The 24708-nt window shown below is 45.2% G+C and carries 24 protein-coding genes; 9 read left to right on the top strand and 15 right to left on the bottom strand.

Annotated features, from left to right (window positions below; genetic code table 11):
• The first annotated feature begins 3 nt into the window (after window positions 1–3).
• Entirely contained in the window at window positions 4–951 is a 948-nt protein-coding gene (gene mmuM, locus AC0C66_RS17170) for a homocysteine S-methyltransferase (protein WP_326201829.1), read from the top strand.
• 120 nt (window positions 952–1071) lie between these two features.
• A complete protein-coding gene (mmuP, locus tag AC0C66_RS17175) occupies window positions 1072–2484 on the top strand; it encodes an S-methylmethionine permease (RefSeq protein WP_061186988.1) in 1413 nt (470 codons plus the stop codon).
• Window positions 2485–2520: 36 nt separating this feature from the next.
• Here mmuP and AC0C66_RS17180 read toward each other — a convergent pair whose 3' ends face one another.
• The 3 genes from AC0C66_RS17180 to gamR form a co-directional block, all read right to left on the bottom strand.
• Complete coding sequence (locus AC0C66_RS17180; protein WP_061186987.1) at window positions 2521–3588, bottom strand: branched-chain amino acid aminotransferase; 1068 nt, start codon at window positions 3586–3588, stop codon at window positions 2521–2523.
• Window positions 3589–3801: 213 nt separating this feature from the next.
• The gene (locus tag AC0C66_RS17185) at window positions 3802–4077 is read right to left on the bottom strand and encodes a DUF1648 domain-containing protein (protein ID WP_061186986.1); all 276 of its coding nucleotides are present in this window, start codon (window positions 4075–4077) and stop codon (window positions 3802–3804) included.
• Between the two features lie 33 nt (window positions 4078–4110).
• Window positions 4111–4818 carry a transcriptional regulator GamR gene (gamR, locus tag AC0C66_RS17190; protein ID WP_003234841.1) on the bottom strand — a complete coding sequence of 236 codons (708 nt, stop codon included), beginning with the start codon at window positions 4816–4818 and terminating at the stop codon, window positions 4111–4113.
• Between the two features lie 217 nt (window positions 4819–5035).
• On the opposite strand from gamR, the gene nagB reads away from it, so the two are divergent.
• The 3 genes from nagB (at window position 5036) to gltP (ending at window position 9088) form a co-directional block, all read left to right on the top strand.
• Window positions 5036–5785 (top strand): glucosamine-6-phosphate deaminase, encoded by a 750-nt coding sequence (nagB, locus tag AC0C66_RS17195; RefSeq protein WP_014112505.1) that lies wholly within the window; start codon window positions 5036–5038, stop codon window positions 5783–5785.
• A 20-nt stretch (window positions 5786–5805) separates the two neighbouring features.
• Complete coding sequence (ptsG, locus tag AC0C66_RS17200; protein ID WP_072181579.1) at window positions 5806–7701, top strand: glucose-specific PTS transporter subunit IIBC; 1896 nt, start codon at window positions 5806–5808, stop codon at window positions 7699–7701.
• A gap of 142 nt (window positions 7702–7843) precedes the next feature.
• On the top strand, window positions 7844–9088 hold the full coding sequence (gene gltP / locus AC0C66_RS17205; protein WP_080376096.1) for a glutamate-aspartate/proton symporter GltP: 1245 nt from the start codon (window positions 7844–7846) through the stop codon (window positions 9086–9088).
• Window positions 9089–9124: 36 nt separating this feature from the next.
• Here the strand turns inward: gltP and trhO are convergent, their stop codons facing one another.
• The 10 genes from trhO to purT form a co-directional block, all read right to left on the bottom strand.
• Window positions 9125–10093 carry an oxygen-dependent tRNA uridine(34) hydroxylase TrhO gene (trhO, locus tag AC0C66_RS17210; protein WP_003223769.1) on the bottom strand — a complete coding sequence of 323 codons (969 nt, stop codon included), beginning with the start codon at window positions 10091–10093 and terminating at the stop codon, window positions 9125–9127.
• 251 nt (window positions 10094–10344) lie between these two features.
• Entirely contained in the window at window positions 10345–11685 is a 1341-nt protein-coding gene (locus tag AC0C66_RS17215) for an erythromycin esterase family protein (protein ID WP_072181578.1), read from the bottom strand.
• Window positions 11686–11789: 104 nt separating this feature from the next.
• The gene (locus tag AC0C66_RS17220; RefSeq protein WP_014112501.1) at window positions 11790–12068 is read right to left on the bottom strand and encodes a hypothetical protein; all 279 of its coding nucleotides are present in this window, start codon (window positions 12066–12068) and stop codon (window positions 11790–11792) included.
• Between the two features lie 55 nt (window positions 12069–12123).
• Entirely contained in the window at window positions 12124–12915 is a 792-nt protein-coding gene (locus AC0C66_RS17225) for a phosphatidylserine decarboxylase (protein WP_072181577.1), read from the bottom strand.
• On the bottom strand, window positions 12908–13396 hold the full coding sequence (locus AC0C66_RS17230; protein ID WP_041520844.1) for a DedA family protein: 489 nt from the start codon (window positions 13394–13396) through the stop codon (window positions 12908–12910). The genes AC0C66_RS17225 and AC0C66_RS17230 overlap by 8 nt, the downstream gene beginning before the upstream one ends.
• Complete coding sequence (gene pssA / locus AC0C66_RS17235) at window positions 13387–13920, bottom strand: CDP-diacylglycerol--serine O-phosphatidyltransferase (RefSeq protein WP_041520843.1); 534 nt, start codon at window positions 13918–13920, stop codon at window positions 13387–13389. Before pssA ends, AC0C66_RS17230 begins: the two co-directional genes overlap by 10 nt.
• 198 nt (window positions 13921–14118) lie before the next feature.
• Complete coding sequence (locus AC0C66_RS17240; protein ID WP_072181576.1) at window positions 14119–15003, bottom strand: alpha/beta fold hydrolase; 885 nt, start codon at window positions 15001–15003, stop codon at window positions 14119–14121.
• A gap of 172 nt (window positions 15004–15175) precedes the next feature.
• Window positions 15176–15574 carry a YbfJ family protein gene (locus AC0C66_RS17245; protein ID WP_061186978.1) on the bottom strand — a complete coding sequence of 133 codons (399 nt, stop codon included), beginning with the start codon at window positions 15572–15574 and terminating at the stop codon, window positions 15176–15178.
• On the bottom strand, window positions 15537–16475 hold the full coding sequence (gene mpr / locus AC0C66_RS17250) for an extracellular metalloprotease Mpr (RefSeq protein WP_072181575.1): 939 nt from the start codon (window positions 16473–16475) through the stop codon (window positions 15537–15539). Before mpr ends, AC0C66_RS17245 begins: the two co-directional genes overlap by 38 nt.
• Before the next feature lie 141 nt (window positions 16476–16616).
• Window positions 16617–17771 carry a phosphoribosylglycinamide formyltransferase 2 gene (gene purT, locus AC0C66_RS17255; RefSeq protein WP_472962225.1) on the bottom strand — a complete coding sequence of 385 codons (1155 nt, stop codon included), beginning with the start codon at window positions 17769–17771 and terminating at the stop codon, window positions 16617–16619.
• Between the two features lie 229 nt (window positions 17772–18000).
• On the opposite strand from purT, the gene AC0C66_RS17260 reads away from it, so the two are divergent.
• The 4 genes from AC0C66_RS17260 (at window position 18001) to AC0C66_RS17275 (ending at window position 22499) form a co-directional block, all read left to right on the top strand.
• Entirely contained in the window at window positions 18001–18828 is an 828-nt protein-coding gene (locus tag AC0C66_RS17260) for an AraC family ligand binding domain-containing protein (RefSeq protein ID WP_003223748.1), read from the top strand.
• Entirely contained in the window at window positions 18825–19745 is a 921-nt protein-coding gene (locus tag AC0C66_RS17265; protein ID WP_472973642.1) for a DMT family transporter, read from the top strand. Before AC0C66_RS17260 ends, AC0C66_RS17265 begins: the two co-directional genes overlap by 4 nt.
• Window positions 19746–19818: 73 nt before the next feature.
• On the top strand, window positions 19819–22008 hold the full coding sequence (locus AC0C66_RS17270; protein ID WP_242735037.1) for a glycoside hydrolase domain-containing protein: 2190 nt from the start codon (window positions 19819–19821) through the stop codon (window positions 22006–22008).
• A 65-nt stretch (window positions 22009–22073) separates the two neighbouring features.
• A complete protein-coding gene (locus tag AC0C66_RS17275) occupies window positions 22074–22499 on the top strand; it encodes a hypothetical protein (protein ID WP_080376095.1) in 426 nt (141 codons plus the stop codon).
• Window positions 22500–22530: 31 nt separating this feature from the next.
• On the opposite strand, the gene AC0C66_RS17280 is transcribed toward AC0C66_RS17275, so the two are convergent.
• Window positions 22531–23784 (bottom strand): MFS transporter, encoded by a 1254-nt coding sequence (locus AC0C66_RS17280; RefSeq protein ID WP_072181568.1) that lies wholly within the window; start codon window positions 23782–23784, stop codon window positions 22531–22533.
• On the bottom strand, window positions 23781–24698 hold the full coding sequence (locus AC0C66_RS17285; RefSeq protein WP_014112482.1) for a bifunctional helix-turn-helix transcriptional regulator/GNAT family N-acetyltransferase: 918 nt from the start codon (window positions 24696–24698) through the stop codon (window positions 23781–23783). The genes AC0C66_RS17280 and AC0C66_RS17285 overlap by 4 nt, the downstream gene beginning before the upstream one ends.
• Window positions 24699–24708: the final 10 nt, after the last annotated feature.

Genomic DNA, 24708 nt, shown 5'->3' on the forward strand with positions numbered 1-24708 from the left:
TCTATGAATCCTATCCAACACATACTAGATACATACCCGCTTATTGTGCTAGACGGCGCCATGGCGACCGAGCTGGAACGCAAGGGCTGTGATTTGAACGACAGTCTTTGGTCGGCAAAAATCCTGATGGAAGAGCCGGACCTGATTAAACAAGTTCATACTGATTATTTCGCGGCAGGCGCTGACTGTGCGATCACCGCCAGCTACCAGTCTACGTTTGAAGGCTTTGCCGCACGCGGGCTGAGCGAAGCGAAAGCACGCCGGCTCATCGAGATGTCCGTCAGCATCGCAGCTGAAGCACGTGATGAATTTTGGGCACTTGAAGAGAACCGTCTGAATCGGCCAAAACCAATCATTGCGGCTTCTATAGGCCCTTATGGCGCATATCTTGCAGACGGGTCTGAGTATCGCGGTCACTACGGAATCTCAGAGGATGAACTTGTTGAATTTCATCGCCCCCGCATGAAAGCGCTGATCGAAGCCGGAGCTGATGTTTTGGCATGCGAGACGATTCCGTGTCTGACCGAAGCAAAAGCGATTGTGCGGCTGTTGAAGGAATTTCCTGAAACGTATGCGTGGATCAGCTTCAGTGCCATAGACGGCCTGCATATCAGTGACGGAACACCTGCCGCTGGCTGCGCGTCATGGCTCGATGAGCACCGCCAAATTGCAGCGCTCGGCATCAACTGCACACCGCTTCAGCATATCCCTTCTTTAATAGAAGAGTTAAAAAAGCACACATCAAAACCGATCATCGCCTACCCGAATTCTGGCGAGCAATATGATCCGGAGACAAAAACGTGGAACGGCGCAGCATGCGCAGAACCTTACGGACAAAGCGCCCGCATGTGGCATGAAAAAGGCGCGAAGCTGATTGGCGGCTGCTGCCGGACAAAACCCGAAGATATCAAAGAAATTGCGGCTTGGGCGCGCTCTTTAAAAACAACTTGACTTATCGGAATTGTTTGTATATTCTATCTAAAAGCCGGTTCGCCGGAGTCTCGTGTCACTCGCTGACATGAGATTTTTTATTAGGAAGGAAATAAATCGCCGATAGAAAGTTGGAAAAAGATGAAATCTGCTCACAACAAGAATGAGACAAACTTTCAGAGAAGTATGAAAAGCCGGCACCTCTTTATGCTTTCCTTAGGGGGCGTCATCGGAACCGGGCTGTTTTTAAGCTCTGGCTATACCATTCAGCAGGCAGGCCCGGCGGGAACGATACTCGCCTACTTAGTCGGCGCCGGAATTGTCTATTTGGTCATGCTGTGCCTCGGTGAGCTGTCAGTGGCCATGCCTGTCACGGGCGCCTTTCACACCTATGCAGCCAAATACATAGGTCCGGGCACAGGGTTTACGGTCGCTTGGCTGTACTGGCTGACATGGACCGTGGCATTGGGGTCAGAATTCACTGCAGCCGGCCTGTTAATGCAGCGCTGGTTCCCCCATACGTCTGTTTGGATGTGGAGTGCCGTCTTCGCGCTGTTCATTTTCTTGCTGAACGCATTTTCAGTCAAGTTTTTCGCTGAATCAGAATTTTGGTTTTCCAGCATTAAAGTATTAGCCATTATATTGTTTATTCTTTTAGGCGGCTCTGCCATGTTCGGCATCATCCCGATTCAAGGCGGAGAAGCCGCTCCGATGCTGTCCAACTTCACAGCGGAAGGCGGGCTCTTTCCAAATGGATTTGTCCCGATTTTGATGACAATGCTGTCCGTCAATTTTGCCTTCTCGGGAACTGAACTGATCGGAATCGCAGCCGGAGAAAGCGTTGATCCCGACAAGACGATACCAAAAGCGATTAAAACAACGGTCTGGCGTCTTTCACTCTTTTTTGTCGGAACGATTTTTGTGCTTTCAGGGCTGATTCCGATTCAAGATGCAGGCGTTATCAAAAGCCCGTTTGTCGCTGTCTTTGACAGAGTCGGTGTACCGTATGCAGCCGATATCATGAACTTTGTCATCCTAACAGCGATCCTGTCAGCTGCTAATTCCGGTCTTTACGCTTCTTCCCGGATGCTGTGGTCTTTATCAAAAGAAAAAACGCTTCATCCGACATTTGCAAAGCTGACGTCAAAAGGAACCCCGTTTAACGCGCTGGTATTCAGTATGATCGGCGGCATTCTGTCATTGCTATCCAGCGTAATCGCGCCAGACACTGTATACGTTGTGCTCGTGTCGATTTCCGGTTTTGCTGTCGTTGTCGTGTGGATGGGAATCGCCGCTTCTCAATTCATGTTCAGAAAACGTTATGTCGAAGCGGGAAACAAGGTCGCCGATTTGACATACCGGACCCCTTTGTATCCGTTCGTGCCGATTGCCGCGTTCCTGTTATGCCTGGCTTCCGTCATCGGCATAGCCTTTGATCCGAATCAAAGAATCGCACTGTATTGCGGCATTCCGTTTATGGCCATCTGTTATGCAGTGTATTATGCGAAAAACCGCAAAAGCCAGCCGACTGCTGATATCACTCATTCAAAATAAAAAGAACCTGCCTCCGAGCAGGTTCTTTTTCGATCTTCAAACTTCCACCGTCCAGTTGAACGGCCCTTTTACTTTACCAAGCTGAATATTTGTTATCGTTTCATACAGCTTTTTCGAGATATCCCCGATTTGCCCGTCGCCTACAATCACCGTTTTTCCATGAATATTGAGTTCACCGACAGGCGTAACGACTGCTGCCGTGCCCGTGCCGAAGACCTCTGTCAATTCCCCGCGTGCAGAAGCCGCATAAATCTCATCAATTGAAACTCTCTCTTCTCGTACCGGAATGCCCCAGCTGCGAATCAGTTCAATCGCAGACGCACGTGTAATTCCGCTTAAAATACTTCCGCTTAAAGCCGGTGTGACAGCTTCACCGTTAATGACGAAAAAGATGTTCATGCTCCCTACTTCTTCCACGTATTTCTTTTCAATGGCGTCCAGCCACAGCACCTGGTCATAGCCCAGCTCATTCGCTTTCCGCTGCGCCTGAAGGCTGGCCGCGTAATTTCCGGACGTTTTTGCACTTCCGACTCCGCCGTTCACCGCCCGCACGTACTCATCTTCGACGTAGATTCTAACCGGCTTCAGCTGATCGCCATAGTAGGAGCCGACAGGAGAAAGCACGATCATAAATGTATAGCTTTTTGATGCCTTCACACCGAGACTCGGTTCTGTGGCGATGACAAACGGACGAATATACAGTGACGTTCCCTTTTCCTTTGGAACCCAATCTTTTTCCAGCTCAACTAATTGCGTCAATGCCTCAAGCACCAGCTCTTCATCTAAAGGTGGCATACTCATGCGTTCACACGATCTGTTCAGCCTTTTGATATTTTGATCCGGCCGGAACAGCAGCACTCTGCCATCTTCTGTTCTGTACGCTTTTAATCCTTCAAAGACGGCCTGGCCGTAATGAAAAACAGATGAAGACGGATCAAGTGTAAGCGGCGCGTACGGTGCAATTCTCGGGTGGTGCCAGCCTATTCCCTCTTCATAATCCATCACAAACATATAATCTGTAAAATATTTCCCGAATTCCAAGGATGACGGGTCGGGCTTTTCCTTATGAAATGCAATTTTTTCTCGTTCGATAAGCTTATTCAATCTGATCAGCACACCTTTCACAATATAATTGTTTAAATATTCAGTCTTTTTAAAGCTGCAAAAAGTATACAGCCTCTCCTTTTATCATACGCCGCTCCACACCTATAAATTTCAGAATATTCTTTAGGATCATCAGCTATTATACACCACATTCATTGTCAGATGAAGCTGAAATTAAAGAAAAACAGCCAGATTCATTCCGGCTGTCTGAATTTAGACTGCTAAATACAGGACGACAATATGGCAAATCAGCAAAATATACACTGCGAACACAAATTGCCAATTGATCTTCCGCGCCCATGCAAACACCACCATCAAAACAGGCAGCATCATAGTCCCCACCAGCTTGTTAACCGTCCGATCCGGACTGTTCGTTCCATCATAATGAATCGGCATCTCAGCCGGAAGAAAAGGGTAAAACACGATTGAAAGGATGAATGCAGCAATCACAGCCCCCCACAGCGCCTTTCCATTCGTCAATAGAAACATAGAAGCATCATTCCTTTCTTATAACACATTGCTTTATGAATGATATGACTGTTCTACGGTGAATTTCGTTCGGTCTCCCCGCGTAATAATTTGCGCATATTCCACCACTTCTTCATTTTTATCATAGGTAAGGGATTCTGATAAAAACGCCGGCGCTCCGACATTGGTTAACAAGTGGCCGCTGATCGTTTCATCGGTTAAAATTGGCTCGATTGATTCCGTGCCTCTGCTGATTTCAATATTGTATTTTGTCCTTAACAATTCAAACAGCGAGCCGGTGCATTCCTCCTGTGCCAGCCCCGGTGCAGCCTTCCAGGGAATATATGAGGTATGATATTGCAAGGGCTCCCCCTCGGCGTATCTGACCCTGACAAGCTTGTTGACAGGTTCATTCTCTTTCATTTTCAAAAGCTCGGCAATGGAGTGATCAGCCGGAATCACCACAAGCTCAAGCACTTTTGATTCAGAACGCAGGCCCCTCATTTGTTCTGCAAAGCTCGTAATCTTATGCGGAATCGGCGTTTGTATTTTTGCTGCCGATACAAATGTTCCTTTTCCTTGAATTCTCTTAATATATCCCTCAAGCTCAAGCTGCTGCAGGGCCAGTCTCACAGTTGTTCTGCTGACATCATATTGTTCGCAAAATTCGCTCTCCGTCGGCAGCTGATCATTCGCCTGATACTTGCCCGACTTAATTAATTCAATGATTTTAAACTTGATAACAGAATATAAAGCTGTCATTTCATTCTCCCCATTCTGTATGCAAACCGTTCTTTTTGATTGAGACCATAATACCATTTGCCAGCCCAATATGAAAGATTTGTATCCTTCTTTTATAACAAATTTTCAGAAATTAATATTGACAGTTTGATAACGGTGGTGCTAAATTCGTAATGACAAGTATCATAAATTGACATAACAAATATGGTGCTTGTCTATCTCTTTGAGGGGGTGTCACATGAAGATTCTGATCGCCGAGCACTATGAAGAACTCTGTAAGTTAAGCGCTAACATTATTAAAGAACAGGTACAGGCTAAGAAAGATGCCGTTCTCGGCCTGGCAACAGGAAGCACGCCGGTCGGCTTATACAAGCAGCTGATTTCAGACTATCAGGCAGGTGAAATCGATTTTTCAAAGGTTACTACATTTAATTTGGATGAATACGCTGGTCTCTCTCCATCTCATCCGCAAAGTTATAACCATTTTATGCATGAGCATCTTTTTCAGCATATTAATATGCAGCCTGGCCATATCCATATCCCGCAAGGAGACAATCCGCAGCTCGAGGCTGAATGCAAGGTATACGAGGATCTCATTCGTCAGGCGGGAGGCATTGATGCTCAAATTCTCGGCATCGGCGCCAATGGCCACATCGGTTTTAATGAACCGGGATCTGATTTTGAGGATCGGACACGAGTTGTGAAGCTGTCAGAAAGCACGATACAGGCAAATGCCAGATTCTTCGGCGGTGATCCTGTGCTGGTGCCGAGACTCGCGATTTCTATGGGCATTAAAACCATCATGGAATTCAGCAAACATATTGTGCTTTTAGCCAGCGGCGAGGAAAAAGCAGATGCCATTCAAAAGATGGCTGAAGGCCCTGTCACGACAGATGTACCAGCCTCAATTCTTCAAAAACACAATCATGTAACCGTTATCGCCGATCAAAAAGCAGCTCAAAAATTAAAGAATACATCATACTCATAAAACAATAAAAGGAGACTGTCATGTTTAAAAAGGCATTTCAAATTCTGCAGCAGCTTGGCCGCGCGTTGATGACTCCGGTTGCCGTCCTGCCGGCAGCCGGTCTTTTGCTCCGTTTCGGTGACAAGGATTTACTGAACATCCCTATTATAAAGGATGCCGGCGGCGTTGTATTCGATAACCTGCCGCTGATTTTCGCCGTGGGGGTCGCGATCGGTTTAGCCGGCGGCGAAGGTGTAGCCGGACTTGCCGCTGTCATCGGATATTTAATTTTGACCGTCACCCTCGACAACATGGGAAAATTACTCGGCCTTCAGCCTCCGTATGAAGGAGCTGAGCACCTCATTGATATGGGGGTATTCGGAGGCATCATCATCGGGCTTCTTGCCGCATATTTATATAAGCGTTTTTCATCCATCGAGCTGCATCCGGTCCTTGGATTTTTCTCAGGCAAACGGTTTGTCCCGATTATTACTTCCATCAGTTCATTGGTAATCGGCGTGATTTTCTCATTTGTTTGGCCGCTGATCCAAAACGGAATTAACGCTGCCAGCAGCTTAATTGCCGATTCAACGGTCGGTCTGTTCTTCTATGCAACGATCTATCGTTTGCTGATTCCTTTTGGCCTGCATCATATTTTTTATACACCTTTCTATTTTATGATGGGAGAATACACAGACCCGACAACAGGCAGCACCGTAACCGGCGACCTGACAAGGTTTTTCGCAGGAGACCCGACAGCTGGGCGCTTTATGATGGGAGATTTCCCTTACATGATTTTCTGTCTGCCGGCAATTGCTCTTGCCATTATCCATACCGCGCGTCCAGCAAAGAAGAAAATGATCTCCGGCGTGATGATTTCTGCGGCGCTCACATCTATGCTGACAGGCATTACAGAGCCGGTTGAGTTTTCTTTCTTGTTCGTTGCGCCCGTGCTTTATTTAATTAACTCTATTCTCGCCGGCGTCATCTTTGTCGTTTGTGATTTATTCCATGTCCGCCACGGCTATACGTTCTCAGGCGGCGGCATTGACTACGTCTTGAACTACGGGCTGTCGACAAACGGCTGGGTTGTCATTCCTGTCGGGATCGTGTTTGCATTCATTTATTATTATTTGTTCCGATTTGCGATTTTGAAATGGAACTTGAAAACACCCGGCCGTGAAACAGATGAAGCCGATCAGACTGAGGCAAAAGCTCCTGTCGCAAAAGACCAGCTTGCCTTTCACGTGCTGCAGGCCTTGGGCGGACAGCAAAATATCGCCAACCTGGATGCGTGTATTACAAGACTTCGCGTGACCGTTCATCAGCCGAGCCAAGTCAGCAAGGATGAATTAAAACGGCTTGGTGCAGTAGGTGTGCTGGAAGTCAACAACAACTTCCAGGCGATATTCGGAACAAAATCCGATGCCTTAAAAGACGACATCAAAACGATCATGGCCGGAGGCGTCCCCGACACAGCCGCCACGCTTGAAACAGAGACTGATAAACAGCAGAAGCCTGCTTCCGGTGAGACCTTTATTTATCCGCTCAAGGGAGAAACGGTCTCTCTGACGGACGTGCCTGATCAAGTCTTTTCAGAAAAAATGATGGGCGAGGGGTTTGCGATTGATCCATCAGAAGGAAAAGTCGTCGCCCCTGCGGACGGCGAAATCGTCTCCATTTTCCCGACGAAGCACGCCATCGGCTTTATGAGCGCCGGAGGCACCGAAATTCTGATTCATGTCGGCATTGATACCGTCAAATTGAGCGGGGAAGGCTTTGAAGCACATGTGACGAGCGGACAAGCCGTCAAACAAGGCGAACTGCTTCTTACATTTGATCTCGATTACATCAAGCAGCATGCCGCATCCGCTGTGACACCGGTTATTTTCACAAATGTATCTGAAGAAGATATGAAGCACATTCAAATGAAGTAAGAAAGTCCCCCCTGATGCGGGGGACTTTTTCGCCAACATAATGAAAGCGCTATCAAAATAAAATTTGAAATAAGGTGTTTTCATTTGATTTACGAATGATATGAATATGCCTCATCCTATCATCATGAAAAGGGGGATTCATTTGAGAAAATTGATCGCGTTCCAAATTTTAATCGCTTTGGCTATTGGCGCAGTGGTCGGCCATTTTTTTCCTGATTTCGGGATGGCGCTGAGGCCTGTCGGAGATGGGTTTATTCGTTTAATTAAAATGATTGTCGTGCCGATTGTGTTTTCTACCATTGTCATCGGAGCTGCAGGAAGCGGAAGCATGAAAAAAATGGGCAGTCTCGGCATCAAGACAATCATTTGGTTTGAAGTGATTACCACATTGGTATTGGGGCTTGGACTTGTATTAGCGAATGTCTTAAAACCGGGTGTCGGGCTTGACCTCTCCCATTTGGCGAAAAAAGATATCAATGAACTTTCCGGCTACACAGACAAAGTTATTGATTTCAAACAAATGATCCTCGATATTATTCCTACAAACATTATTGATGTCATGGCCAGAAATGATTTGCTTGCCGTTATTTTCTTTGCGATTTTGTTTGGTGTCGCCGCGGCCGGCATTGGCAAAGCCTCTGAACCAGTGATGAATTTCTTTGAATCCACCGCTCAAATTATGTTCAAACTCACGCAAATCGTTATGGTGACTGCTCCTATTGGCGTGTTAGCCCTGATGGCAGCCTCTGTAGGCCAATATGGCATCGAACTCCTCCTCCCTATGTTTAAACTGGTTGGCACGGTATTCCTTGGTCTGTTCCTGATCCTCTTTGTCCTCTTTCCGCTTGTCGGTCTCATCTTTCATATTAAGTATTTCGAAGTGTTAAAAATGATATGGGATCTGTTTTTGATCGCATTTTCCACCACCAGCACCGAAACCATTCTCCCCCAGCTGATGGACAGAATGGAGAAATACGGCTGCCCGAAACGAGTGGTATCATTTGTCGTTCCCTCCGGCTTGTCACTGAACTGTGACGGCTCCAGCTTATATTTATCGGTTTCCTGTATTTTTCTGGCACAGGCCTTTCATGTAGACATGACATTGTCTCAGCAGCTGCTGATGATGCTTGTGCTTGTCATGACAAGTAAAGGCATTGCAGCTGTTCCGTCCGGCTCGCTTGTTGTTCTTCTGGCAACAGCCAATGCTGTAGGGCTTCCTGCTGAAGGCGTCGCCATTATTGCGGGCGTTGACCGTGTCATGGACATGGCGAGAACGGGTGTGAACGTACCGGGGCATGCGATGGCCTGCATCGTGGTGTCAAAATGGGAAAAGGCCTTCCGCGAAAAAGAATGGGCCTCTGCAAACGGACAAACCGAAAGCGTATAAAAAAAAGAACACCTCATTCCCGAGGTGTTCTTTCGATTATTCAGCAGCAGCGTGCTCTTCTTTTTCAATCGCTGCCAGTCTTGCGTTCACTTCTTCTTCTGTCATATTGTGCTCTGAAACATACAGGTTTCTTGGGTTCGTGCGGCATTCGTGGCTGCAGCTGCGCATATATTTATACTCATTTTCCGGTGTGCATATCATTTTTTTGTTGCAAGATGGATTTGCGCAGTTCACATAACGCTCACACGGTTCACCTGTAAAGTAGTCTTTTCCGACAATCACATGCTCGACACGGTTGACAGGCACGCTGATTCTTTCATCGAAGACGTAGCATTGGCCGTCCCACAGCTTGCCTTGAACCTCAGGATCTTTTCCGTATGTCACGATTCCGCCGTCAAGCTGTGCTACATCTTCAAAGCCTTGCTTCACCAGCCAGCCTGAGAATTTTTCACAACGCACGCCGCCTGTGCAGTACGTTAAAATCTGTTTGCCTTCAAGCATGTCTTTGTGTTCTTCGATCCATTCAGGCAATTCACGGAAGGCCTCGATGTCAGGACGGACTGCTCCTCTGAAATGGCCAAGGTCATACTCGTAATCATTACGCGCGTCGATTACAATTGTGTTTGGATCCTGCATTTTCTCATAAAATTCTGCAGGCTTCAAATGCTGACCTGTTGTTTCGTTCGGATCCACATCATCTTCAAGACGAAGCGTTACAAGCTCTTTTTTATGACGGACAAAGATTTTTTTGAACGCATGGTCTTCTGCTTCATCAATTTTAAATACCATGTCCGCAAAACGAGGGTCAGCTTTCATTGTTTCCATATATTTTTCAGTCTGCTCAACCGTACCTGATACCGTACCGTTAATTCCTTCAGAAGAAACAAGGATACGGCCTAGCAAACCAAGCTCCTTACAAAAAGCCAGATGCTGCTCTCTAAACGCCTCTGGATCTTCAATCGGAACATATTTATAGTAAAGTAATACTCTGTATTGTTTTTCCATGATTTAAACACCCTGTTCAATTATAGTTAGTTGCTATGCACACTCTTACTATATCATACAGGAAAATGCCGCAAAGATGAACATATCCGCACAGACTGATAAAAATATCCAAGCTCTTACAAACCCACGCGGCACAAGGGTTTATTAATAATCAATGGTATTTTCCATTAACTTACTAATGAAGATAGTTGTCTGAAAACTATCAGATAATAAGTTGAACTGACCCCTGTAGTATAACAGGAGGACACTGCTCACTTGATAATGACTGATGGCGTGATATGCTCCAGCCAAATGACACCGTCATATTGTTCCTTTAGGATCATCTGCTCCTCCATGAACCCCCAATACAATGCTGTCCGCGGGGTATACATCCACGAAGTGCCTTTCTTGTTTTTTGTATGGAGAAAATCAACAAAGACAGCTGGATGGTCCGCAGTTTTCAGCAAAGCTTCGAGACTTCCAGACGGCGGCGGGCTTGTGACCGGCGTAACCGTCTTATTATCGGAGCTATCCAGACTCGTACCTGAGTAAGCATAAATGCCAATCGTATATGTTTGTTTTTTCAGCCGCTCCGGCAAATAATCCCCCATGTTAGGGCCGTTTAGCTGTATCCAGTCCTTTATCATTTTGGTATTCTGTTTGCGAAGATGGTAATTGTGGCCCCAGACAATGATCTTCTTTTTCGGATAAAGGGTTTCCGCAACCCACTGAAATTGTTCAGCCATCATGCGGTCTCTCATAAAAAATGAAAAATCCTCAATATTCTCCGGATAATCCTCTAGTTTTTCTTTCATTTCTTCCAGCATATACATTTCCATTACGTCAATTCTCAGCTGAAGGGAATGCATAAACATCTCATAAGCTTTCGGCTCTTTCGGGAGGTGGGCTTTTAACTCTGAAGCATGTGTTTCAGCGAACTTGATCAGCTCCTGATAGTTTTTCACAAGCGCTTCTTTCTTTTGCGTAAATTCATCAAACGTGTTGCTGTTAGTCACCAATGTTGAAAAGTCATTTTCTGATTGGGAGAGCAGCTCTGCTTTTTCAGGGTCCACCGCTTTTACCCATTGGTTTGCAGCATCATTGAATGAATTCTTCATGCTTTGAATATCAAATCCAGTAAGGATAAGCGGATCACCTTTCTCTTTTTGCTCTTTCATGTAATCAAACAGTTCAACGACATCTTCTGTGTGCCAAACGGCGTAAATGGAGTTTTTCATCGTGCCCTTAGAGGTTAATTGATCCATGTTAAGGTAGGATGCATTTGTATCAGGAAAGCCAGACTCAAAGGCCAATACATCGTATCCCAGTTCTTCGTGGAGGTATTTGATCATTCTGACCTTTGTTGCATTGATTTCGCCAGCGCCATGTGTAGTTTCTCCTAACTGAACGATTCGTTTTCCTTTCAGCACCTTCTTCAAAAATCGAAGGTCTTTGTTTGAAGCATCGGAAGCATCCAGCGGATGTGCATGTCGTTCAATCCAGCGATTCCAATGTTTTTCTTCAGAAGCAGCTCGGGCGGAGGCTGAAAAAGAAGTAAACACCAGACAGACAATCAGCAGCGGCAGAGCCGTTTTCACTATCATTCGTTTCAATTCTATCTCTCCTTTTCTGCAAAGTTCTCTAGTAGTTACGAGATTGATACAGAAAAAGTTTCCTTTTTTCACCAACAAAAAAAGCTTCTCTATTGAAAGAAGCTTTAGCTGGATCCCCTCATCACCTGATGAAAGTAAAACCGATACGTATTTCGTAAAAATGTTTCAACCGGAAGCTGCACATCCGCTTGGTATTTGCTGATGATGAACGGAAAACGCTCGATTCCTTTCTCGCGCAAATCACTCGCTTGCTCTTCATCTGTTGCCTTTTCTTGCAGAACCGCTTCAACAATTGGCCAGCACGCTTCCCGCACTTGCCGCAGGACGGCTTCATCTCCGGTGTTCTGATAATCTGTGATCCAGCTGATGATTTGTTTCTCCATGAGTTTCACCTTTCTTCAAAAAAAGAGGCGCTGCAGTTTATGCAAGCTCCTCTTTTTATTCTTCGTAACCTATCAGTTCTCCGACTTGGACTTCCTGGCCTTCTGTTAAATTGGCGGACGGCTGGAACGCGTCTTTTTCAAAAATCAAAATGACGGTTGAGCCGAATGAAAAGTATCCAAGCTCCTCGCCGATCTCCAGCTCGTCCCGTGTACTCGTCTGTACGATAGAATTAATATTCATCGCGCCGACAGGAATCATCAGGACATTTCGAGTACCGCCATTCAGCTCGTACACAAACCGGTAATTTTTCGACAGCACATCTTTTCCGTATTTTAACCCTAATTGATTTACCGGATATGAGCGATTTCCAAGCTCGGCCAGCTTTTGGTACCTACAGCTGATCGGGGAATGGAAACGGTGGTAATGCCGCGGGCTTAAATACAGCACCACAAAGTATCCGCCGTTGTATTGATGGTCTGCGCTTTTACAGCCGGTCAGCTCAGCGAATGAGTAATCTTTTCCCTTTACCGTAAAGGTTTGATTCGGGTTGATTTTTCCCACTGTCTGAACCACCCCGTCAACAGGGCTGACTACCGCATGAGCCTCTTTTGACACCGGGCGGCGCTCCAGATTAATCTGTCGAATGAACAATTCGGACAGCGAACCGTAATCAGCGGCCGTACCGTCCACATCATCCCAATTCAGCCGAAAATGTTTTGAGAAAAGCGGAATGACCGGTTTGCTGATTTTAGACTCACAAAATCCTTTAATCAGATAGGATGACAGACGATGATTCGTCAGCTCTATCAATGATCGATACAGAATCTTTACAGCCGTATTAAACATGAATAATCCCTATAACCCTTCCGATTGTAATAAAAATAAAGCACCATAAAAAGGCGCCGATTGCCGCAAACGTAATATACGTTTTTAAGTTCATTTTGCCGATTCCCGAAAAATAACACGTTACATGTCTGACGCCGGGAATGAAATAACCAAAAATAAGAGAATATGGGCCGTATTTATTCATCCATTTTTCTACTTTCATCATTCTCTTTTCTTTTAATCCGACCCACTTGCCGTACTTGTCGATAAACGGGCGCCCGGCTTTTCTGCCGATCATGTAGCTGATCAGCATACCTAACAAAGCCCCGACAAAGCTGATCAAAACCGAAAGCTCATAATTCAGCACGTCAGTATGCGTGAAGTAACCAACAACGGTCATCATTACTTCATCTGGAATCGGCAGTCCAACAATCCCTAGAACCAGCATCAAAAAAATAGCGATATAACCGTAATCCGCTATGAGCTGCTGAACTAATTCCATCTCTCAGACTCCAGGTTTTCTGCCGCATGTTTTTTAAAGTGAGGGAATTTTATTTTACTCACCATTAAATATGAAAGTCCGCAAGTGCCGATTGCCAGCAGGATCGGGTTATAGACAAAGCTTAGAATCACGAGACACATGCCCGCAAATGGAATCGGCATTCCGATAAAGGTCGGGAGCTTGCTTTGCTCAATGTTAAATTTAGAGAGGCGAAGCATTCCGCAAATGCTGTACGTCAATGCGCATAAAATCCCGATAAACGGAAGGGCGTATAATGAGACACTGTACGCAAGCATAGAAGGAGCCACACCAAATGTCACCAGATCAGCAAATGAATCCAGTTCTTTTCCCATATCAGAAACGGCATTCAGCTTACGTGCTGCCATCCCGTCAAAGAAATCGAGAAACATGCCGGTAAAAATGAATAGCACTGCTGAATGAATGTTGTGATATAACAAGGAATGAATCGCCAGCAGTCCGCAAGTAAAGTTTCCTATCGTAATCATACAGGGGATATAATTCACAGTGTAACCAAACCTCCAATTGTAAAACCATCTATCTCATTCGACGATATGGATCGAATAGCGTTACAGGAAAAATTTTCTCTACTAAGCATGATAACATAGAATGCCCCCAAAAAAGCAGCACTCAAATTCTATTATTATACAACATTTGTTACCTTTTGAACAATGAATGCCAATCTTTTCATGTTTCTTACTATATTATTCCCCGCTTAAAAAGGACAAGACGCGTTGATTGACGTACTCTGGCTGCTCCAGAGATAACAGATGTCCTGCGTTCTTTACGATTTCAGCCTGAATTCCCGGCACCAATACTGAAGCCCGTTCTAAAGCCATTTGCTGATGGTACATGACCTCGTACTCACCGAACATCAGAAGTATCGGGACCGTTATCGATTTTAATTCCCGGTCTGTGAACACGTACGGAAAGCCATTTGCTGTCGGCTTCAGGCTTCTTTGTTCATCCTGCCATTCCACGCCCGTTACAATTTGTCTTTGCAGCACAGGATGCAGATCATAACGGCTATCTGTAATCCACTTAATATATGCATTAGCTCCTCTTGATCCTGTAAGCCCTGCAGCGTATTTATAGACATCCGGATGAAATGAAATAAATGCTTCAGCGGGACTCATAACAACCGCCCGCTCTACTCTTTCAGGCGCTTGGAGCAAGAAATTCACGATATGGGATCCGCCAAGCGAAAGGCCTGCCAGGTGTGCCGTCTCAAGTCTAAGAGAATCAAAGACGTCTTTCAGCCATTCTGCGCAATCAGCTCTCGTATCCAAAGCAGCTGATGGGATACTTTTATTTTTGTCTCCTATTATATCGACCGCATATGTACGATATTGACTGCTCCACTCCGCGATATTCGGATACCACATAGCAGAGCTGAAGAGGCCCCCGTGAAGCAAAATGAGCGAAGGTGCGTCCTTTGGCCCACTTGCAATAATATGTGTTTTTCCAAAACGAGTAGAAACATATAATGCTTCCGACTCAATCGGCCACAAAGAAAGGCTTTGATCATATGCCTGGTAAAAGCGAAGGCCGCTTTCAGCCGCGGCAAGCTGCATCGAATCTTGTGTCATCTTCTTCTTTTTCCTCCGGGTTTGATTGATATAAAATAAAGGATAATGCCCCTTTTGTCTCGTAAGAAAAAATACCTATTTCTTATTATCTCATATTATAAATTTCCAGTATATATCTTGTCTTCCTGTAAAAATAAAAAAAGGCAATTTCCCTTAAAATCAGGAAAACCGCCTATTCTTTGAAAACTAAAGGAATGATCTTATCTTTTTTATCCTCTGTTATTGAGATGTGATGGGTTACTGATGTTTCCCCCTTCGTCAATGCGACTGAGTAGTCACCTTTTTTGCCTGTATCCCATTTGATGTCTCCGTTTTTATCTGTTTTACCGAGTATCTCGCCAATCTCTGTACTCGGCTCCTGGTCTGAGACCGGTGCTTTGACAATCGTCACTTGAACCGCTTCGACGGGCAGCCCCTTGGCATCCTCCACATGAAGAGTGACAGGAATAGCCGTTTCTTTCTGAGCAGAATGCGTCTGTGAACTGCATCCGCATAAAAACAAAATAGACATGAAAATAGCTAGTTTGCTGTATTTATTGATTTGCCCAATATTGAATATTGTTGAATACATCGTTCGTCACCCTTGTTCCCAAGTTATATGACGATCCCCCGTTCGTGTGAATCGCAATAGCTGTCTGCCCTGTATCACTGTAGTTTCGATACACAGGCGAGCCGCTTTGGCAGCCGTACGTATCGGTTGTATAGGTCAGCTTATACGTTTCAGCAGAGCGAATCGGCTTTGTATCAGACCACATCGTGCCAAATACCTTGTCACACGGGTATCCTGTCACTGACGAGGAAAGGCCCACGGGACTGCTGCTGTTTGTTGTCCTATAGCCGTACCAGCCAACCGTGTTTCCCGGAGAACCGTTTAATTTAACAGCTCCGTAATCATAATTGGTGTTTTTGCTTTCCGTCCATCCTTTGACGGAGTAAAACATCGTGCCTGAATAAGTTCCGTAAGGATATGAGGAATCATTGCGCCCTGGTGCAGCGGTTATCGACGAAGCCCATCCGTGATCCTGGCTGTACACACAATGTCCAGCCGTTACGACTGTATTCGGATTGACTAAAAATCCGGTACATCCATAAGTGCTTGAGGTGTTGGGATACTTGATTGACAGTTGAACAGTTGCTCTGTAAGGAAAAGACGTTGTACTGGAGATTCTGGTGCGTTCATCGGTTCCGATGATACTTGAAGGCTGTAAGGTTTGAATGTTTTTTTCCAGTTCCGTTTGGCCGTAAAGCGATTTACTTGTTTTCCCGGTTCCCTCATAAGGGGCGGAAACCTGTTCTTCTTTTGACGTTTGGTTTTTCGTGGCATCAGCTTCTTTACCGGTATTCGATACAGAAATTTGCGGGTTCTCTGCCGCTTTTGCCGGTACGCCAAAAGATACCGCCGCTGCCAATACCAAGCACAAAACCGTTAAGTAAGAGAACCATCGTTTTCTGAATGTTGGAACTAATTTCATTTTGTCATCTCCCTCCTTTTGTGTCAACCACCCTAACAGATGGAAGACTTTTACATTATAATCACGTTTCCGTTTCTTATGATAAAACTTTTATCGGGAATGAAAAAAACAGGCCTTGTCAAGACAAGGCCCACTTAAACTCTATTTTATAGATAGCTGATCCAATGCTTTCTTTGCATTCTCTCTTGCTGTTTCAACTGTATCCGCCGCAGAAAGCGCAACCGCCATACGGCGTCCGGCTTTCGTTATCGGTTTACCAAAGACGCGAACTTGTGTCTTTGGAACTTCCAGTGCGTTTTCCAGTCCTCCAACAGTGTAATCCGCTAATTCTTCCGGTGCTTTGAGGGGACGGCTGGCGCCAGGAGATAGCTGTGTGATTTCTGTAATCGGAAAGCCGAGAATCGCCCGGACATGCAGCGCGAATTCCGACAAATTTTGCGTCACCAACGTGACAAGACCCGTATCATGCGGACGAGGAGACACCTCACTGAAATACACTTTATCCTTCGCAAGGAACAGTTCCACGCCAAACAGGCCGTACCCGCCAAGCTCATCGGTAATGGTTTTTGCAATATGCTTGGCTTCTTCCATTTGCTGCTCCGTCATATGATGCGGCTGCCATGATTCGATATAGTCTCCGTCCTTTTGCACATGACCGATCGGCTCGCAAAATGTCGTGCCATTCACCGCACGTACGGTTAAGAGCGTAATTTCTGATTCGAATGGGATAAACTCCTCAACGATTACGCGTCCGTTTTTCACACGCCCGCCTTCCATCGCCGTCTCCCAGCAGCTCTCTAAATCCGCTTCAGAGCGGCACACGCTTTGGCCTTTTCCAGAAGAACTCATCAATGGTTTAACGACACAAGGAAAACCAATCTGAGCTGCCGCTTGTATAAATTCATCATATGTATTCGCAAATTCATAGCCAGCCGTCGCAAGTCCGAGCGTTTCCGCCGCAAGCCGTCTGATGCCTTCCCGATCCATCGTCAGCTTTGCCGCACGCGCATTCGGGATGACGTGAAATCCTTCCTCTTCAAGCTTCAGCAATTCATCTGTCGCAATCGCCTCAACCTCAGGCACAATCAAATCCGGCTTTTCTTTCTCAATGATGGTTCTGATCTGCTCGCGGTCCAGCATATCAACGACATAACTGTTATGCGCGACCTGCATCGCCGGAGCATGCTCGTAACTGTCAACTGCCACCGTCTGTACCCCAAGACGCTGGGCTTCAATCACTACCTCTTTTCCTAACTCACCTGAACCTAACAACAAAACCTTCTTTGATTGATACATCTTTGCCCCTCCTATCTGTTTCCCAACCATTATAACTGAAATATTCGAAAAATAAATTTTTATTAAAATAGATAAAATTATTATTGAAGAATGAAATTTTTTAAATTCTTAAACGAAAGTAGACCAATAACGGTCTGCTTTCTCTATTCCAAACAGCAACATCATACAAGAAATCCCCAAAAATCATGCTACACTTAACCCAAGACACCACACCGACAGGAGGCATCCCATGCAAAACGAAACCCGAACACTGCAGCTTGATCCGCACCTTAATATAGAAGCCTACCGTTTCAAAGGGATTATGCAAAAATTCCCGAATCACTTTCACGATTATTATGTGATTGGCTTTATTGAAAAAGGACAGCGGTATCTGGCCTGTCAGGATCAAGAATATATCATCAATCCAGGTGATCTTCTCCTCTTTAACCCCCGTGACACGCATAGCTGTGAGCAGATTGACGGGCGGACGCTTGATTATCGGTGTATCAATGTGATGCCGGATGTCATGGAGAAGGCGGTGAAAGAGATTACTGGTGCCGGGCATCTCCCATATTTCTCCCAGCATGTGTTATTCCGCCACGAGCTGACAACCAGCCTGCAGGAATTGCATATTTTGATATCCAAGGAAAAACAGGCTTTGCGCAAAGAGGAGCTGTTTCTTCATCTTCTTGAAGAGCTGATCCGCCATTATTCTGACGTCACATTCCTCAGCAGCATTCCCGAACCGTCCGACGAAGTCAAAATGGTTTGCGAATTTTTAGAAGAGCATTATGCCGAGAACGTTACGCTCAACGATTTGAGTGAACTAACAGGCTGGAGCAAGTATCATTTATTGCGTTCATTTACAAAACAAAAAGGAATTACCCCTAATAGCTACCTGGAGACAATCCGGATTAATCAAGCGAAAAAACTCCTGGAACAAGGGGTTAGACCGATTGATGCGGCATTTCAGACAGGATTCAGCGATCAGAGCCATATGACAAAGTTTTTCAAACGGCAGGTGGGGCTGACACCGAAGCAATACATGAAGATTTTTGAAAAGGAGCTTCAAAGATGAGCATACAAAGAGAAACTTCCGGGCATATCGCAGCCATTGTGACCATTCTGATTTGGGGGACGACCTTTATTTCGACAAAGGTTCTTCTGGATGACTTCACTCCAATGGAAATATTATTTTATCGGTTTTTGTTTGGCTTTATTGCGCTTATTCTCGTACGTCCCAAAATAATTCCGTTCAAAAATTGGCGGCAGGAGCTGTTATTTGCCGGGGCAGGTTTATTTGGCGTAACCTTATACTTTCTATTAGAAAATATAGCTCTCACCTATACATATGCATCCAATGTCGGCATGATCGTATCCGTTATTCCGATGATCACTGCGGTGCTGGCCCATTTTCTGCTTGAAGGCGAAAAACTGCGGCTGACTTTTTTCATTGGATTTGGGGCAGCACTGATCGGGCTTTTATTGATTACGTTCAACGGCAATGTCGTACTGCGTCTGAATCCGTTCGGAGACATCATGGCAGTCGGGGCCGCTCTCGTGTTCGGAGGCTACTCGATTTTCATGAAAAAATTAAGCGCTTACGATTATCACATCATCGAGCTGACACAGAGAGTGTTTTTATACGGTTTGTTGTTTATGGTTCCCCCTTTATTTTTGTTCGACTTCCATTTTGACCTGAGCCGATTTTCATCCGCTTCAAATGTACTCAACATGCTCTTCCTCGGCATCGGTGCTTCCGCCCTGTGTTTCGCAACATGGAATTACTCAGTCGGTGTGCTCGGTGCCGTAAAATCTAGCGCGTATATTTACATGGTCCCGGTCATCACAATCACAGCCTCCATCCTGATCCTGCACGAAAACATGACATGGATCGCTCTTCTAGGAGGTGCACTTACGCTTCTAGGCCTCTACATTTCAGAGCTGAAACCGAAAGCGAAGCTGATGGGGAACGGAAGTAATATGGATGCTTAACGGCATCCATTTTTTATTTTGTCATACGTTTGCCACCTATAAATGAACGCGATCTAATAAAGGAGGAATCGAAATGGTTGATGAAATGGTCTTAATCACACAGCAATGGCTGAACGATACGTACAGCGGCAAACATGGGTATAACCCAGTAGAAGAGAGCGGGAAAACTGGGTGGGATACGATCTACGGTCTGACTCGGGCTCTTCAAATTGAACTGGGTATCTCAGAACCAGCTGATAACTTCGGGCCGACAACACAGCGCTTATTTAAGCCTCTTAAACGCCAAGCTCCAGATTCAGAACCAAGCAACATGAATTTTATTTTACAGGGGGCTTTATGGTGCAAAGGCTTTAATCCCGGCGGTTTTACAGGCGTCTTTTATGAAAAAACAGAAAATGCGGTGAAGGAATTTCAGAAAGCTGCCGGACTGACAACACAGGATGGGATAGTCACCACGTTGATTATGAAAGCCTTATTGGACATGAGCGCTTTTAAGCTGGTGTCTGGGGGCGATTCAAGAATCCGCCAGATTCAACAAAACTTAAACCGGGACTACAATGACTACATCGGGTTAATGCCTTGTGACGGGCTATATGGCCGCGATACAAACAAAGCTCTTATTTATGCCCTACAAAAAGAAGAAGGCATGAGCACAAGTGTTGCTAATGGATTTTTCGGAAACGGCACAACAAGTTTATGCCCTACTTTAACTCCCGGCGATTCAAGAACAGGCTTTGTTTTAATTGTTCAGTACGCCCTTTATTGCAATGGAAAATCATTCGACCCTGGTGAGTTTGACGGCAAATATGGTGTCGGTGTTGTTTCAGCCGTTAAAGCATTTCAAGAGTTCATGTGCCTGCCGCAAACAGGTTATGCAGATATGCCGACCATTAAAGCTTTATTATCAAGCTCAGGAGACACAACACGCGCCGCTTCAGCTTGTGACACCGCTACTATTATAACGGCAGAAAAAGCTCAAACACTGCGGAATAGCGGTTATAAAACGGTTGGCAGATATTTGACCGGAAATGTGCGGACAAGCAATGGCCTCACATCAAAAGCCCTGACATCTAAAGAACTTGCAGTTATTCTTGATGCCGGATTAAAGGTCTTTCCAATTTATCAAGACGGCGGTTATGAATCTTCTTATTTTGTAAAAGACCAAGGCACAAGAGATGCATACAGTGCTGCTTCAGCGGCTCGAAGATTAGGATTCCCGTCAGGCACGACCATTTATTTTGCCGTCGACTTTGATGCATACGATTATGAAGTAACCGATAAAATCATCCCTTATTTTCAAGAGATCAAGTCAGCGTTTACAAAAATGCAGACATTTTCAACCGCACCTAAATATGAAATTGGAGTTTACGGACCCAGAAACATTTGTATCCGTACTTCAGAAGCAGGACTGACAAAATATAGTTTTGTGGCAAATATGTCAACTGGATTTAGCGGCAATCTCGGCTATCCGATGCCAAACAACTGGGCCTTTGATCAATTTTATGAAGGAACAATCGGAAGCGGCTCTGGAAGCATCGGGATTGATAAAGACGGCTTTTCAGGAAGAGACTCAGGCGTAAGCCACGTGAATCCGCCGTCTGATCCGGTATATGATGCAAGACTGCGTACACTGACAGACATTTTATCTACCATTCCGGCTTTAGAAAATCTATCAAATCTTGCAAACGCGATGTTTGAATTTGATACGACAGAAACCATTTTTACATCACCTGAGTTGGATATCATTCTATCCACTTCACTACTGGCAACCATACCAAGTGAAGGTTCACCAAACACAATTACCATTACAAATGGTAAACCAGGTGCCTATATCACAGGCTTATTAGGCGACACCCAAACGTCTCTCACTGCGTCACAAATCGACTCTTATCAAAACCTTTTAAACAGTCTCAGCTTATCAGTGCGCAATGGATATTTGGAGATTTATATTAATCCAACTGCTGAATCGTTAAACATTCAAATTAAAATCTATACCCCTGATATTCCAGTAGGTGACAGTACTACAACTGGACTTACGACTACGATTACGTTTAAAATAAAACAGAAGCACTTTACTTTACCAGATACTGAGGAAGTATACTCACCAGATTGGGAATCTACTCTTGCTCATATAACATTTGGAGTGGCTGCTGTATTAGGGATCGCTGCCTTGATAACAGCTATACCTGAAACCTTAGCAGTAGGAGGAGCCGTAGCTTTTATAAGTGCGTTTTTAGCTTTATTCCCTTCTGCAAATAAATAATATATCAGCACTACATGGGTCTATATCATTTCTCATGTAGTGCTTTACTTTTAAGGAGGATACTGATGACTCTAAATCAACAAACATTTAAAGAAACCTTAAAAACAGCTGAAACAATTACACAGTACAAGGAAAACGATAAAGAACTCCTGATTTTCCTAAACAAACAGGATTCCATCATGTTGAATCAGCTAAAAGTTTTCTTTAGCGAGCCCCAGCTGACTCTTATACATAGTATAAAAACTGTGATCTATGGCACTTTAGTTACTTTATTTTTATATTTTACAACGAATGAATTACCCCACGCAGGGAGTTTACTTGCTAGGTTATTTTTTGTTGTTGTCGGATTTATCTGGCTGGCATCTTGTTTTAAAAATCCTAAAACCATTCAAATCTCTCAAAACTTCAAACAAAAATCAGAAAACGCCCGCATTGTCGGAATGATTGACTTCGTATTAGAACAAAAATACAAAAAAAGCATCTCTGAATAATCCCGAAATCAGAGATGCTCAATCTCTGCCCTCATCCCTTCTCTATCACAGCCACACTGTCACGCGTGGCCGCTGCGGGCTCCCTCAGCAACACATTCATCACACTCGCCAGCACGAGCATTCCAATCGACACATAAAAAGCCATTGTATACTCACCCGTTACAGTATAGATGACGCCAGGCACATACGCGCCGAGTGCCGATCCGATTTGATGGGCAAGCGACAGCCAGCCGATCATGAGGCCGATCGAGTAGTTTTGAAAGTACTGGGTAGCGAGCATTTGAGTCGGCGCTACCGTGGCGAAGTCCACTAATCCAAACAGAATCGCAAAGGCTAAAAGCAAGTAGGGCTCGTGGCTGTAAATCAGAATCACGATCGACAGCGCGCGTACCGCATATAAAAAGCACAGGATTTTCCGGCTGCTCCACCGGTCCGCTACAATTCCAGACAGTAAGATGCCAGCGATATTAAAGCCGGCAAGCAGACTGACAGCGGCACTTGTGACTGTCGTTGAAAAGCCGTGATCGTGAGAAAAGGGAATCAAATGGGTATCCATCAGCCCCACGGTCGTAAATCCGCAGATCAAAAACGGCAAAATCAAAAACCAGAATTGCCTCATCCGAAACATTCCGGTCACTGAAAGAGCAGTTGTATTAGGCGCTGTTTCTTTTTCCACAGCAGCCAGCCCGCCGATCGGCTCTGCATTCTTTTCTGAAGGATTGTTCCGCAGCATCAGCAGTGCAGCTGGAAAGACAATCACGATTAACAGCAAGCCCAACACCACCACCGTCAGCTTCCAGCTAAACCAATGAATCAGCATGAGTGAGCCGGGAACGAGAAGCATTTGCCCAGCCCCAAAGCCTGCTTCCATGATTCCAAAGGCTAGTCCCCTCTTTTTGCTGAACCAATTGACAACCAACACACTTGCTGCCACATTCGATGCTCCGCCCACTCCAAGCGAGACGCCCAGCCCGTAAAGCAGAAACAGCTGCCAAGGCGAGGTGACAAAGCATGTTAAGAAAATGCAGACTCCTGTCAGTAACGAACTCCATGACAAAACAGCCCGAGCACCCCATTTGTCCACAAGCCGCCCAATCACCGGCTGTGATATGCCGTAGACAATAAAGCTTATCGTTGAAATCAGCGAGATGGTGCCTCTATCCATTGAAAACTGCCGTTCCCATGGCTCCACAAATGCACCAAACGACAGGCGCACCCCCTGAACGGCCAATAAGATCAAAAAGGTGATGGAAACGATGATCCAAGCATAGTGCAGTCTTTTCATGACAACTCCAGATCCCACCGTTCTTCTGTCAGACGCTGTCCCCATAATGGCGCTTCTTTTTTCACTTCACTTACCCTGAATCCAAATTTTTCGTAGAGCGGACGGGCCTCAGCCATGGTGCTCACCGTCCAAAGAAAAATGCGTTCAAATCTCATGTCCCGGCAGTATGCAACCAGATGCTCCAGCAATTGAGTGCCGAGCCCCCTTCCTCGAAAAGCGGCATCAACAAGAAACCATCTGAGCTGCACTGTCTTTTCATCATGTTTGACCAACCCGACAGAGCCGGCAAATTTCCCTCCGCTTTCTGCAATCCATATTTTTTCGATTTCAGCATCAAATGTCTCATGAAGATAAGCTAAAAACGTGTCGTCCCAGCCATGAGCCTCCTCATAAAAGTGTCTCTGTTTTTCAATGAGAAGCTGAAGATCATCCGAAAGAAAATAATCTCTAATCGATATGTCTGACGTTCTGGAAGAAAGCGACTGTGAAAGGATCGCCTCAATTTCTGCCATCGCCTCCGCAAGCTTGTGCTGATCCTTTTGGTCAATTTCCTTCAGCATCAGTTCTACTTGTTCGTTGGCTTTCTCCTCCAGCTTTTTATAAATCGTTTTCCCCGTTTCCGTGACATAAATATAATGGTGGCGAGCGTCATCTTTGCTCTTCTGTTTATAGATCAAATCTTCTTTTTCAAACTGCTTCAAAATCCTGCTGACATATCCCCGATCAAGCCCTAGCTTATCCTGAAGGGCTTTTGCCGTACAATTAGGCGTATTATAAATCTCAAATAAAATCCGTGTTTCTGTTAAGGAAAACGGGCTGTCGTAAATGTGCTCATTAAGGAAGCCAAGGACATTTGTGTAAAATCGATTGAACTTTCTGAATTTTAATCCGACAGTTGATTCACTGGTTTTCAAACTCATCCCC

The organism is Bacillus sp. VA13 (genome assembly GCF_055710085.1).